The organism is Gemmobacter caeruleus (genome assembly GCF_008271655.1).
In the GTDB taxonomy this organism is placed as follows: domain Bacteria; phylum Pseudomonadota; class Alphaproteobacteria; order Rhodobacterales; family Rhodobacteraceae; genus Gemmobacter; species Gemmobacter caeruleus.
Map to the genome: position 1 here is coordinate 21,484 of NZ_VKKX01000033.1, position 12,727 is coordinate 34,210.

General features: G+C 66.9%; 14 protein-coding genes. 8 read left to right on the top strand and 6 right to left on the bottom strand.

Annotated elements, in window-relative coordinates:
• Positions 1-44 precede the first annotated feature (44 nt).
• From FOA17_RS10800 to FOA17_RS10815, 4 genes are read left to right on the top strand one after another with little or no spacing between them, the layout of a single operon-like run.
• Positions 45-923 (top strand): branched-chain amino acid ABC transporter permease, encoded by an 879-nt coding sequence (locus FOA17_RS10800; RefSeq protein WP_149141505.1) that lies wholly within the window; start codon positions 45-47, stop codon positions 921-923.
• Positions 920-1,849 (top strand): branched-chain amino acid ABC transporter permease, encoded by a 930-nt coding sequence (locus FOA17_RS10805; protein ID WP_149141506.1) that lies wholly within the window; start codon positions 920-922, stop codon positions 1,847-1,849. Before FOA17_RS10800 ends, FOA17_RS10805 begins: the two co-directional genes overlap by 4 nt.
• A complete protein-coding gene (locus FOA17_RS10810) occupies positions 1,837-2,556 on the top strand; it encodes an ABC transporter ATP-binding protein (protein WP_149141507.1) in 720 nt (239 codons plus the stop codon). Before FOA17_RS10805 ends, FOA17_RS10810 begins: the two co-directional genes overlap by 13 nt.
• The gene (locus tag FOA17_RS10815) at positions 2,543-3,238 is read left to right on the top strand and encodes an ABC transporter ATP-binding protein (protein ID WP_149141508.1); all 696 of its coding nucleotides are present in this window, start codon (positions 2,543-2,545) and stop codon (positions 3,236-3,238) included. Before FOA17_RS10810 ends, FOA17_RS10815 begins: the two co-directional genes overlap by 14 nt.
• 36 nt (positions 3,239-3,274) lie before the next feature.
• Here FOA17_RS10815 and dapD read toward each other — a convergent pair whose 3' ends face one another.
• Positions 3,275-4,099: a 2,3,4,5-tetrahydropyridine-2,6-dicarboxylate N-succinyltransferase gene (gene dapD, locus FOA17_RS10820; protein ID WP_149141509.1), complete on the bottom strand. Its 825-nt coding sequence runs from the start codon at positions 4,097-4,099 to the stop codon at positions 3,275-3,277.
• An 83-nt stretch (positions 4,100-4,182) separates the two neighbouring features.
• On the opposite strand from dapD, the gene FOA17_RS10825 reads away from it, so the two are divergent.
• Positions 4,183-5,007 (top strand): LOG family protein, encoded by an 825-nt coding sequence (locus FOA17_RS10825; protein WP_149141510.1) that lies wholly within the window; start codon positions 4,183-4,185, stop codon positions 5,005-5,007.
• Between the two features lie 92 nt (positions 5,008-5,099).
• On the opposite strand, the gene FOA17_RS10830 is transcribed toward FOA17_RS10825, so the two are convergent.
• Positions 5,100-6,302 (bottom strand): winged helix-turn-helix domain-containing protein, encoded by a 1,203-nt coding sequence (locus FOA17_RS10830; protein WP_149141511.1) that lies wholly within the window; start codon positions 6,300-6,302, stop codon positions 5,100-5,102.
• Positions 6,303-6,421: 119 nt separating this feature from the next.
• Between FOA17_RS10830 and FOA17_RS10835 the strand changes: the two genes are divergently transcribed.
• On the top strand, positions 6,422-7,009 hold the full coding sequence (locus tag FOA17_RS10835; RefSeq protein WP_149141512.1) for an EF-hand domain-containing protein: 588 nt from the start codon (positions 6,422-6,424) through the stop codon (positions 7,007-7,009).
• 15 nt (positions 7,010-7,024) lie between these two features.
• Here the strand turns inward: FOA17_RS10835 and rlmN are convergent, their stop codons facing one another.
• Together rlmN and FOA17_RS10845 are read right to left on the bottom strand one after the other, a co-directional pair.
• On the bottom strand, positions 7,025-8,221 hold the full coding sequence (gene rlmN / locus FOA17_RS10840; protein WP_149141513.1) for a dual-specificity RNA methyltransferase RlmN: 1,197 nt from the start codon (positions 8,219-8,221) through the stop codon (positions 7,025-7,027).
• A gap of 90 nt (positions 8,222-8,311) precedes the next feature.
• Entirely contained in the window at positions 8,312-8,851 is a 540-nt protein-coding gene (locus FOA17_RS10845; RefSeq protein ID WP_149141514.1) for an invasion associated locus B family protein, read from the bottom strand.
• 164 nt (positions 8,852-9,015) lie between these two features.
• Here FOA17_RS10845 and FOA17_RS10850 point away from each other — a divergent pair, with 164 nt between their 5' ends.
• Both FOA17_RS10850 and FOA17_RS10855 read left to right on the top strand, forming a co-directional pair.
• Positions 9,016-10,011: an asparaginase gene (locus tag FOA17_RS10850; RefSeq protein ID WP_149141515.1), complete on the top strand. Its 996-nt coding sequence runs from the start codon at positions 9,016-9,018 to the stop codon at positions 10,009-10,011.
• Between the two features lie 240 nt (positions 10,012-10,251).
• The gene (locus FOA17_RS10855; protein ID WP_149141516.1) at positions 10,252-10,608 is read left to right on the top strand and encodes a DUF2794 domain-containing protein; all 357 of its coding nucleotides are present in this window, start codon (positions 10,252-10,254) and stop codon (positions 10,606-10,608) included.
• A 9-nt stretch (positions 10,609-10,617) separates the two neighbouring features.
• Here the strand turns inward: FOA17_RS10855 and FOA17_RS10860 are convergent, their stop codons facing one another.
• Together FOA17_RS10860 and FOA17_RS10865 are read right to left on the bottom strand one after the other, a co-directional pair.
• A complete protein-coding gene (locus FOA17_RS10860; RefSeq protein WP_149141517.1) occupies positions 10,618-11,961 on the bottom strand; it encodes a Hint domain-containing protein in 1,344 nt (447 codons plus the stop codon).
• The gene (locus FOA17_RS10865; RefSeq protein ID WP_149141518.1) at positions 11,954-12,712 is read right to left on the bottom strand and encodes a hypothetical protein; all 759 of its coding nucleotides are present in this window, start codon (positions 12,710-12,712) and stop codon (positions 11,954-11,956) included. Before FOA17_RS10865 ends, FOA17_RS10860 begins: the two co-directional genes overlap by 8 nt.
• Positions 12,713-12,727 lie beyond the last annotated feature (15 nt).

Genomic DNA, 12,727 nt, shown 5'->3' on the forward strand with positions numbered 1-12,727 from the left:
CGAAGCGGGGGCCGCCAAGGCCCCCGCCGCTTTTCGAGGGAACCATGGGCACCGGACCACTTCTGCTTCTTGCCACGCTGGAGGGCACGGTGATGGCCGCCGTTCTGGCGCTGGCCGCCGTGGGCCTGAGCCTGACCTTCGGGGTGATGCGCGTCGTCAATGTCGCGCATGGCGAGTTTTACATGCTGGGCGCCGTGCTGGCCTGGGCGGTGGCGCAGGCCGTACCCTCGGCGCCGCTGGGCTTTGTCGCGGCTTTGCTGATCGCGCCGCCGCTGGTGGCCGCGCTGGCCTGGGTCACGGATACGACGCTGCTGAAGCGGCTGAACTACGACCCGGAATCGACCATCGTCGCCACCATCGGCCTGTCATACCTGCTGCAACAGGGCGCGCTCAGCTTCTTTGGGCCGGATGCGCGGCCAGTGGCGGCGCCGTTCAGCCTGCGGCTGCAATTCCCGTGGTTCGGCTATTCGGGCTACAAGCTGTTTGTCGTGCTGGCGGCGCTGCTGGTGCTGGGGGCGGTATGGCTGTTCCTGCGGCGCAGCAAGGCCGGGCTGGTGATGCGCGCGACGCAGGTGGACCGCAACACCGCCCGCGCCTTCGGCATCAATGTGGACCGGGTCTATGCCGGCACCTTCGCGCTTGGGGCGGGGCTGGCGGCGCTGGCCGCGGTGCTGGTGGTGCCGATCTCGCAGGCGCATTACCTGATGGGGCATGATCCGCTGCTGCTCAGCTTCATCGTCGTCATCATCGGCGGGCTGGGCAGCCTGCGCGGCACGCTGATCGCGGCGCTGATCATCGGGCTGGCCGATGGCATCCTGTCGATGCTCTACCCGCCGACACTGGCCAAGATCGTGGCGACGCTGGCGGTGGCGCTGGTGCTGGTGTTCCGCCCGCAGGGCCTGTTCGGGGCACCGGCACGATGAAGGCGCTTGTCCTGCATCTGGCGGTTCTGGCGGCGCTGGCCGCGATGGGGTTTCTGCTGCCCCCCTATCATCACGGCATGATGGCGCGGGTGCTGGTCATGGCGGTCTTTGCCATCGGTTATAACATCGCCTTCGGCTATACCGGGCTGCTGAGCCTGGGCCATGCGCTGCATTTCTGCGCCGGGATGATGGCCTGCGGCATCGCGATGCGCGAAGGCGTCGCGGCGGGGCCGGCGTTGTTGCTGGGCCTGGCCGCCGGCGGGGTCACGGCGCTGGCGACCGGGCTGCTGGCGCTGCGCACCGCCGGGGTCAGCTTCATGATCGTCACGCTGATGTTCGCGCAGGCCTTTCATCTGGCGCTGCTGTATTACGGGGGCTTTACCGGCGGGGATGAGGGCTTTCCCCTGCCCGGCGCCGCACGGCGGCTGTTCGGGCTGGATCTGACGCAGGCCGGGCCGCGCTATGCCGTGGCGCTGGTGCTGTTCGGGCTGGTCTTGCTGGCGCAATGGGGGCTGGTAAGCAGCCGCTTTGGCCGCAGCCTGATCGCCATGCGCGAGAATGAGGAACGCTCGCGCATGCTGGGCTACAACCCGTTCACGACGAAACTGGCGGCGCTGGTGATCTCGGGCCTTTGCGCGGGCATCGCGGGGGCGGCCTATGGCGTGCTGTTCGGCTATGTCGGCGCCAGCTTTGGCACCACGCAATATTCCATCCTGCCCATGCTTTATGTGCTGCTGGGCGGTGCCGGCACCACGCTGGGGCCGCTTCTGGGCGCCGGGCTGATGGCCTGGCTGATCGACGCGGCCTCGGGGTTGACCGACAGCCCGCTGGCGGTGATCGGCGTCACGCTGATCGGGCTGGTGGTCTTTGCGCCCCGGGGCATTCTGGGCACGCTGCGGCAGAGGGGGCTGAAATGGCTGCCGTGATCCTGGAGGCGCAGGGCCTGTCGCGCGCCTTTGGCGGGTTGCGCGCGGTGGATAATGTCGATCTCACCTTGCAGGAGGGCGAGGTTCACGCCCTGATCGGCCCGAATGGCGCGGGCAAGACCACGCTGGTCAGCCTGCTGTCGGGGCGGCTGACGCCGGATGCCGGGCACATCCGTTTTGACGGGCAGGATATCACCCGCCTGCCCGCCCATGCCCGGGTCGCGCGCGGCATCGCCTATACGTTCCAGATCACCTCGATCTATGCCGGGCTTTCGGTCTTTGACAATCTGGCGCTGGCCGTGCAGCGCAGCCGTCCGCGCGATCTGACCGCTGCCGTGCAGGCGGCCGCCCTGCGCGTGGGGCTGGAGGGCGAATTGCAGGCCGAGGCCGGTGCGCTCAGCTACGGGCATCAGCGGTTGCTGGAGATCGGGATGGGGCTGGCACTGGCGCCCCGGCTGCTGATCCTGGATGAACCCACGCAGGGCCTTGCGAATGGCGAGATCAACGATTTCATGACGCTGGTGCGCGGGTTGAAGGGCACGACCGTCCTGCTGATCGAACATAACATGGATGTGGTCATGGCGCTGGCCGACCGTATCACCGTGCTGCATTTCGGGCAGGTGCTGGCCAGTGGCAGCCCGGCGGCGATCCGCGCCGATGCGGCGGTGCAGGCGGCCTATCTGGGGGGCGCCGATGCTGCGGATTGAGGGGCTGACCGCCGGTTACGGCGACAAGATCGTGCTGCGCGGGGTGGATCTGCGGGCCGAACCCGGCCACGTGACCTGTGTCATGGGCCGCAATGGCGCGGGCAAAACCACGCTTTTGCGCAGCATCATGGGCCAGACCCGGCGTCATGCCGGCATCATTCACCTGAATGCCACGCCCCTGCATGACCTGCCCGCGCATGAGGTGCCGCGCCACGGCATCGGCTATGTGCCACAGGGGCGGCGGCTGTTCGGGCCGCTCAGCGTCGCGGAAAACCTGGAGATCGGGCTGATGGTGCGGGCGCATGACCCCGCCACGCGCGAAAGGGTGCTGACGCTGTTTCCGCGCCTGCGCGAACGGCTGGACCAGCCCGCGGGCACGCTGTCCGGGGGCGAACAGCAGATGCTGGCGCTGGCCCGCGCGCTGTGTCTGGAACCGGCGGTGCTGTTGCTGGATGAGCCGACCGAGGGGCTGCAACCCTCGATGATCCGGCTGATCCGCGACAGCGTGACCACGCTGAAGGCCGCGGGCGTCGCCATCGTGCTGGTGGAACAGCGGGTGGAGGCGGTGCTGTCGATCGCCGATACGGTGGTGTTCATGGCACAGGGCCAGATCGCCGAGACCCTGCCGGCCGCCGGGCTGACACCCGATGCCGAGCCATTTCGCCGTCATATCGGCATCTGACCGGGCGCCGGAGATCCGGCACCCGGCAAGGCGGTATCAGTCGCGCAGCAATTCGTTGATCGAGGTCTTGGACCGGGTCTGCGCATCGACCTTTTTCACGATGACCGCGCAATAGAGGTTGATGCCGTTCTTCGACGGCATCGACCCCGCCACCACGACCGACCCCGCCGGAACCTCGCCATACATCACCGCTCCGGTTTCCCGATCGACGATCTTGGTCGATTTACCGATGAACACGCCCATGCCCAGAACCGAGCCTTCGCGCACGATGCAGCCCTCGACCACCTCGGACCGGGCGCCGATGAAGCAATTGTCCTCGATGATGGTCGGGCCGGCCTGCATCGGCTCCAGCACGCCGCCGATGCCGACGCCGCCCGACAGATGGACGTTCTTGCCGATCTGCGCGCAGGAACCGACGGTGGCCCAGGTATCGACCATGGTGCCCTCATCGACAAAGGCGCCAAGGTTCACGAAGCTGGGCATCAGCACCACGCCCTTGGCGATATGCGCCGATTTGCGGACGATGCAGTTCGGCACGGCGCGAAAGCCGGCGGCCTTGAACTCGGCCTCGCCCCAGCCAAGGAACTTGCTGTCCACCTTGTCCCACCAGCTGCCGCCTTGCGGGCCGCCGGATTGCAGTTCCATGTCCTTGAGGCGAAAGCCCAGCAGCACCGCCTTTTTGGCCCATTGGTTCACATGCCAGTCGGCGCCGCGCTTTTCCGCCACGCGCAGGGTGCCGGCGCCGAGTGCGGCCAGCGTCGCCTCGACGGCATCGCGGGCCTCGCCCTTGGTGGCCGGGGTGATGGAATCGCGCGATTCCCATGCGGCTTCGATGGCGGTTTCCAAGGCAGCGTTGGACATGGGCGTTCCCTTCCCTATGGCGATCAATCGGGCAAAGCTATAGACGTGGCGGCAGGCCCGCGCAACGCCGACAGGAGCATGCCATGACCGATGACACCCGCAGCCACCCGTTCCGCGACAGTGTGCAGGACGTGGCGGCGACCCATCGCATTCCCGACACGCCGCAGACCCGCGCGCCGGCCTATCGGCTGGCCTTTACCGATACCGATTTCCTGATGCGCGAGGAATTGCGCCCGGTGCGGCTTCAACTGGAGCTGTTGAAGCCGCAGATGATTCTCGATGAGCGCGGCATTCGGTCAACGATCGTGCTGTTCGGCGGCGCCCGCATCCCGCGCCCCGAAGACGCCGGCACGGCCCGCACGCCGATGCTGGCGGAACTGTCGAAATACTATGACGAGGCCCGGCGATTTGCCGCGATGATGACGGTGCGCAGCCTGGAAAGCTATGGCCGCGACGATGTGATCGTGACGGGCGGCGGCCCCGGCGTGATGGAGGCCGGGAACCTGGGCGCGCATGAGGCGGGCGGGCAGTCGATCGGGCTGAACATCGTCTTGCCGCATGAACAGGCGCCCAATGCCTATGTCACGCCGGATCTGTCGTTCAACTTCCACTATTTCGCGATCCGCAAGATGCATTTCCTGATGCGGGCCAAGGCGATCTGCATCTTTCCCGGCGGGTTCGGCACGCTGGACGAAATGTTTGAATCGTTGACCCTGATCCAGACGCGGCGGATGAAGCGGGTGCCGTTCCTGTTGTTCGGGCGGGCCTTCTGGGAAAAGGTGCTGAACTGGGAAACGCTGGCCGAGGCCGGCACGATCAGCCCCGAGGATCTGGACCTGTTCCAGTATGTCGAGACCGCCGAGGAGGCGGTGGCGGCAATCGACTCCTTTGTGACGCCCTGCCCCTGAATTTCAGACCGTTGCCCTGCCTGGCGCGCCCGGAGGGGTTTTGCACCCCTCCGGACCTCCCCGCAGGATATTTTTGAACAGATGAAAGCAGGTCAGAGCGGGTCGCGCTGCCAGTCCGGGCTGAAATCAAGTCTTGAGACGCCGGCAAAGCGGGCGAGGCGGGCCAGCTCGGCCTCCAGCCGTGCGAGGCGGTTGCGGGAGGCGCGCAGGCCGCGTTCGTGCCAGAAGGCGCGGATGCGCAGGCAGTCTTCGTCGCGAAAGGCCTTGGCGTCGATGCGGCCGACAAGGCGCGCGCCCTCCATCACCGGAAAGACGTAATAGCCGTATTTGCGCTGTGGTTCAGGCACGAAGACCTCGATCCGGTAATGGAAGCCGAACAGGCGTTCGGCGCGTTTGCGGTCCCGCAGGGCGGGGTCGAAGGGCGACAGGATGCGCAGTCTTGTGGCGGGCTCGGGCGTGGGGGCGGCCAGTGTTTCGGGGTGGATCAGGTGGCGGCGCGGGGCGCCGTCGGCGCCGGCAATGATGACCTCCTGCACCCGGCCCGCGCGCAGGGCCGATTGCGCCCAGTCGCGTGCCTCATCAGGGGTCACGGCGCCCCAATAGGCCGCGATCTCGCCCGGGGTGGCGAAACCGAGCCGGTCGAGCGCGGCGGCGCAGAGCGCCTCGGTGCTGTCGGCGGCCGAGGGTTCGGCACCGCGTTCGGCGGCGGGGATCACCCGTTCGGTCAGGTCATAGACCTTGCGAAAGCCGTCGCGCCGCGTGATCGACAGATCGCCCACCCGCCAGAGATATTCCAGCGCCGCCTTCGAGGGATGCCAGTCCCACCAGCCACCGGCGCCGCGGGCCTCGCCCTCGCCGACATCGGCCGAGGTGACGGGCCCATGATCGGCCACGCGGCGCAGCACCTCGTCGAATTTTTCGTGAAAACCGTCCCGCTGCCAGCCCGTCCAGCGGGCGACCAGTCGGGCGCGGTCGCGGGCAAAGCGGTGGCGCCAATGCGGAAACAGGTGCATCGGCAGGATCGAGGCGTCATGCGTCCAGTGTTCCCAGACCGCGCGCTGCGCATGCAGGCGGTCAAGCGCCGCGGGTTTGTAGGCCTGGCGGCGCGACCACAGGATCATCTGATGCGCGCGGGCAACCGTGTTGATGCTATCGACCTGCACGAAACCGATGCGGTCGATCAGCGCGGCCAGATCGCCGCCCTTGCAGGGGCCGGCAGGGGGTTCGGCCAGCGCGTGTCGATCGAGAAACAGCGCGCGGGCATCGGCATTGGAAAGGTGTGGAAGCGTGGACATGGCGACATGCTAACAGGCGGGTTGCGTCTGGCAAGCGTCATGTTCCCGTTTTGATCCATGCCACATTTGCGCCCGAATGACCGCGCAACATACAGCCCCAGATTGTGATGGAGAAATATATGCCCGCATTGAAATTCATCGCCGCCATCGGCGGCGTGCTGGCTTGCGCGATGCCCGCGCTTGCGCAGGATGTGGCGGCGGATCTGGCGCTGCTGGAAAGCCGCGCCGCGGCTGACCCGGAGCTTGGCAGAGTTATGGAAGCCCTGCGCGGCAATCGCAGCACCCAGCCGGTGGAACAGAAGCTGGAGATGACGGTCGAGCGGGCGTTTCTGCGCGACGGGGCATTGCCGATGCATTACCGGCTTGCAGGACAGATGCGGATCGCATCGAACCGCGCGCAGATGGTCGCCGAGATCTTGCGCAGCGATCTGGACGGCGATTGGCAGATCACCCGGGACGAGCTGAAGGCCACCCTGACACAGCACGGACGCGGCAACGGGGGTAGTGCGGCGGCCTTTGTGCTGGGCGATGCCGATGGCAATGGCGTGCTGGATACGACAGAGATCAAGCAGGCGGTCGAGGCCATGCAGCGCGATCAAGGTCATCTGCGCGGTCAGGAGGCGATGCCCCGGCTGTTCGACCTGGATGACGACGGCATCCTGACCAGGGCAGAATATGACCGGGCGGTTGCCGCCCTGAAAAGCTGAGCCGACCAGCGGGGCTTACAGCCCCGCCTCTGCCGCGATTTCGGCACGCGACTTGCGCGCGCGTTCGGTGGCCGATTTCAGCTGCCCGCAGGCCGCCATGATATCCTCGCCGCGCGGGGTGCGGATCGGGCTGGCGTAACCGGCCTTGTAGACGATATCGGCAAAAGCCTCGATCCGGTCCCAATCCGACCGCTGATAAGGTGCGCCGGGCCATTCGTTGAAGGGGATGAGGTTGATCTTGGCCGGGATGCCCGCGATCAGCTTGACCAGACGTTTGGCGTCGGCATCGCTGTCATTCACGTCCTTGAGCATCACATATTCAAAGGTGATGCGCTCGCTGTTCGACAGGCGCGGATAGTCGCGCAGCGTGTCGAGCAGGGTCGCGATGTTCCATTTCTTGTTCACCGGCACCAGACGGTCGCGCACCTCGTCGGTGGTGGCGTGAAAGCTGATGGCCAGGAGGCAGCCGATTTCCTCGGCCGTCTTGGCGATTTCGGGCACGATGCCGCTGGTGGAAAGGGTGATGCGGCGGCGCGACAGGCTGATGCCTTCGCCATCCATCACGACCTTCATCGCGTCGCGGACATTGTCGAAATTGTAGAGCGGCTCGCCCATGCCCATCAGCACGACATTGCTGACCAGACGGGTTTCATCCTTGGGCGCGCCGGGCACCGGCCATTCGCCCAGATCGTCGCGCGCCACCATGACCTGACCGACGATTTCCGCCGCCGTCAGGTTGCGCACCAGCTTTTGCGTGCCGGTATGGCAGAAGGAACAGGTCAGCGTGCAGCCGACCTGCGAACTGATGCAGAGCGTGCCGCGCGTTTCCTCGGGGATATAGACCGCCTCGACCTCGTGCCCGCCGGCGATGCGCAGCAGATATTTGCGCGTGCCATCGGCCGAGACCTGACGGGTGACCACCTCGGGCACCTCGATCACGAAATGCTCGGCCAGCAGGGCGCGGTATTCCTTGGCCAGATTGGTCATGGCGGCGAAATCGCGCACGCCCCAATGGTAGATCCATTGCCAGATCTGGCCTACGCGCATCTTGGCCTGCCGCTCGGGCGTGCCGGCGGCGATCAGGGCATCGCGCAACTGGTCGCGCGTCAGGCCGACGAGATTGGCCTTGCCCCCCTCCGGCAGCTTGCGCGGGATGGTCAGCACGTCTTGCGTGATCGGCGCCTGCGGCGGCGTCAGATTCGGGGCGGTCATGGCAGATTCCTTCGGATGAAGGCGCGTCATACATGAAAATGCCGCGCTTGCCAAATGGCGGCGCGGCATCAGGTGATCTGGGCGTGCAGGTTACTTGCAGCGCTTGGAGGCGTCTTCCATCGCGGCGGTGAAGCCGCGCAGCGAAAACGTGTCTTGCGTCTGGGTGCCCTTGCCCGAACGGGCGGTCAGCACGGCGGTCGAGCCACGCTTGAGCGCGGTCATGATCGCATTGTCCTGATCGGCATTGGCGGTCCAGGCAAATTCACCATCGGTGAACAGTTCGAACGCGGTGCCATCGACATTCACATTGACGGTGGAGCCGGGCGCAAAGGGATAGCCGCCGGTAAAGCTCACCTCGCCACGGCCACCGCCGCCGGCACGATAGGTGACGAACAGCAGGATATCGCCACGGCGCACCGAGACGGGCTTGCCATCCTTGCTGTTCACCGTCTCCTTCGGGCTGGAAACACCCCAGCATTCCTTGGGCGTGCCTTCCTTGGGTTCGGTAAAGACCGACCAGTCGGTCATCACCGCCACCTGATTGGTCGATTCCTGTTGCGCCAGGGCGCCGGTCGCCGCGGTCACCGCCAGCGCGGCGCCGCCAAGGGTGCGAGCGATCAACGATTTCATGCCTCAGCCTCCAGCCGAATGTGCCTCTGGCCGCCCCGGCCCCGCTTGGACGCGGCTTTTCGGTGGCGGCGCGAATTTCAACCCGATATCCCTGCATATCAGCAAAATGGCAAGGCGCGAAAGGCTGATAGGCAGGGAATCGCGCAACTGTTATGGGGAATGACATGGTGAATGCGGTGCCGATGGCCGGGTTGTGGCGCGGTGGAATGCTGGAAAGCACACATCTTGGGCATGCGGTGATCTGTGATGCCGCCGGCGAGATCGTGGAGGCCTGGGGCAACCCCGACCGGGTGATCTTTCCCCGGTCGTCCTGCAAGATGCTGCAAGCCCTGCCGCTGGTGGAAAGCGGCGCCGCCGATGCCGCCGGCCTGACCGAGGCGCAACTGGCGCTGTCTTGCGCGAGCCATCAGGGCGCGGCGCTGCATGTGACGGCGGTGCGCGACTGGCTGGAAACGCTGGGTCTGGCCGAGACCGATCTGCGCTGCGGCGCGCATGAACCCTATGACCGGACGGAACGCAATCGCCTGATCAAGACCGATGACAGCCCCTGCCAGTTTCACAACAACTGTTCGGGCAAACATGCCGGCATGCTGACCTGGACGCGCCATGCCAAGGCGGGGCCGGAATATGTGGAACCCGACCACCCGCTGCAACGCGCCATCCGCGAGGCATTCGAGGCGACGACCGGCGCGCCCTCGCCCGGTTTCGGGATCGACGGCTGTTCGGCGCCGAACTTTGCCTGCACCGTGGCGGGCCTCGGGCGTGCCATGGCCTATTTCGCCGCGGCCCCCGCCGATGGCTCGGCGCGCGACCGTGCCGCCCATCGGCTGACCCGCGCCATGGCGGCATTCCCGGAAATGGTGGCGGGCGAGGGCCGCGCCTGCACCATCCTGATGCGCGAGATGGGCGGCCGCGTCGCGATCAAGACCGGGGCAGAGGCGGTCTTCGTGGCGATCGTGCCGGAAAAGCGGCTGGGCATCGCGCTGAAGATCGAGGATGGCAATTCCCGCGCGTCAGAGGCCGCAATCGCGGCGCTGCTGCATCATGTGGGCGTGCTGTCCGAGACGGCGGCGCGGCGCTATACGGCGGCGGCGCAGATCAATTGCCGCGGCCTGCACGCCGCGGAGATGCGTCTGGCGCCCGGCTTTCCGGCTGCTTGAAACAGGAAAAGCCCCCGCCTGACAGGCGAGGGCTACCTGAAAGCAAGAACCCGGCAGCACAGGCTGGGTGGGGGCAATCGTCCGCGCCACCGGGCTTTGTTGCACTTGCTACACCCCTGTTATGGCCGGGCGGCGTGGCGAAATTGCGCTGGCGACCTGCGATCCGGGGGTATTTTCGCGGCAGTTTCATGGCGGCGCAGAAGTGTTGATTTGAACCCCTGTTGGTGTCAGCATCATGACATGACGATGATGCCGCCTGTCCCGCCGCAGCCCATCCCCTTTACCCCGCGCGAGGTTGAGGTGGTCAGCTTTGACCGGCACGAGTTGGGCGCCATCCTGTCGGTCTATGGGCGCATGGTCGCAGCCGGCGAATGGCGCGATTACGGGATTGCGGCGCTGAAGGATGTCGCGGTCTTTTCGATCTTTCGCCGCACGGCCGAGGTGCCGCTGTTCCGCATCGAGAAACGTCCGAAACTGCGTCACCGGCAGGGGCTTTATGCCGTGCTGGGCGAGGGCGGGCAGGTCTTGCGGCGCGGGCACGATCTGGCGGCGGTGCTGCGCCACTTTGACCGCAAGATGATCCGCCCGATCGACTGACCCCCGCGCTCAGACCGGGCGCAGCGCCCCGCCGAACCACAGCGCGGGTGCCTGATCTTCGGGCTGGTCGGCGATATCGGCCAGCGTCAGCCCGGCGCAGGACAGAAGATAGTCTTCGGGCGCGGGCAGGCGATGCCCCCCGGGCCAATGCAGCACCAGATCCGCCAGAAGACGGCCATCCGGCAGACGCCCATCGGCGGGAATGGGGCCTAGCGCGGCCACCAACCCCTCCAGCAACGAGACATCGGCGCCGGCCGCATCGCGAAACCGCGTGCCAAGCCGCAACATCCCGGTCGCGCTGACCTGCACGCGATCACCCACCAGCGGGCCGGCGACGACGCGCACCCGCCGGTCAGGCAGGGTGCCGACCTCGGCCCCGGTGGCGGCCCGCAGCCGGCGCCCGCCTTGCGTGACCACCACGCCATCGCGGCGCAGAATGTCGATCAGCGGCAGATGCCTCCCCGCCATGGGCCCGTCGCCACACAGGAACAGGTGGCCCGGCGTGACCCCGGTGCCCCAGAAATCCAGCAGATGCGGCGCCAGCTTGCGAAAGACCCGCGTGACCCGCCCCGGCACCAGCCGCCCCTGCGCATCATAGGAACAGACCAGATCGCGCGGGCGGATCGCCTCGATCGGCTTGTGCCAGCGGCGACCGTCGGATCGCGGCCACATCTCGATAAGGGTGTCGGCGGTGAAGCAATTGTTCTCGGTCTCGCGCAGCGCCTGGATCACCAGATGCAACAGGGGGCTGCCGGGCCCCATCCGCGCCATCGCCTCGATCGCCTGTTCGGGGGTCAGGCCACCCGAATCCAGCAGGCCAAGCACCTGCGCCTTGAACAGCACCCCCAAGGCGCCGGTCGCGCCCAGATCGTCCAGCGTCAGCCGTTCGGCCGACTGGCGCGAGGGTTCGATCTGCAAGAGGGCCGCCCAATCCACATAGCCGGCAAAGCCGGTATTGATCAGCAGGTCGATTGCCAGTTCCGGCGGCAGGCCGTTTTTGGTCAGCGCGTTGTAATAGGAGGTCTCGATCTCATAGGTGTCGGGAAGCTCATAAAAGGTCAGGCCGCCGGGGGCGGTAAAGGCGCCGTCGAGGATATAGTTCAGGTAATTCTGCTGATGGACTGCGGCCACCTGCATGAACATCGTCTCGCGCGCGCCGGGGGCGCCGTAATCCCACAGGTTCGGCACCAGAAAATCGAAGATGCCGGTATGGTCGTCATTGGTGATGAGCCAGGCATTCGCCGCATAGACATCGCCCGCATCCGCCAGCACCCGATAGGCATCGGCGATGCGGCCCTGGTTATGCAGCTCTTGCGCGCGGTTCAGATATTCGACCCGGATGATGTCAGCCATTGCCGTCCCCCGCCAGAAGGTAAAGTTGCGCCCGCGCGGTCGCGTCGATCTCGCCGCCGTCGCGATACAGATGCGCGGCGAAGCAACTGCCGGTGCTCGTGGCGCGCTCGGCCAGGCGCGCGACGACCTCGCCCAGATGCGCCAGCAGCTCTGGCGCGGCGATGGCGGCAAGGCCGGTCACGCTCAGCTCCACCGGGCAGTCAGGCGGGGCCGGGGTCAGGTTCAGCTCGCAGGAACGCGCCACGCCGCCCATCCGGGTGCAGGTCAACCAGCCCTGCACCCGGCCCCCCTGCGGGCCGGTCTGCCAGATCAGGAACAGCACATCCTCTTGCGGCACGAGCGGCGAGCTGCGCAGCAGGCAGGGCGCGACCGGGGCCGCAGCGCCGGTAACAAGGCCGCGCCCCGCCGGCAACGTGCGCGCCGCCCCTGCCGCCGCGCGCAGTTCGGCGGTCAGCCTGGGCAGGGAACAGCGCGTCCCCGCTTCGGCCGCGATGGTTTGCGCCCGGCTGGCCAGCGCCCGGGGCAAAACCGTAAGATCGGGGGTGATCAGATCAAGCCCCGGCCGGTCCGCCGCCGGTTCATGCGCCACCACGAAAAGCGGATAGGCACAGCCCGCCGCCCCCGCCTCGGCACAGGCGGCAAAGACTTTGGCCGCGGGGATGAGGCCCTTGTAATGCACCAGGTCGTCCGCATGCAGCGGCAGCGCCAGCAGCCCCGCCAGCGCGCCCCCCGCCATGATCCGCCTCCACATCGCCGTCGCCCCTTT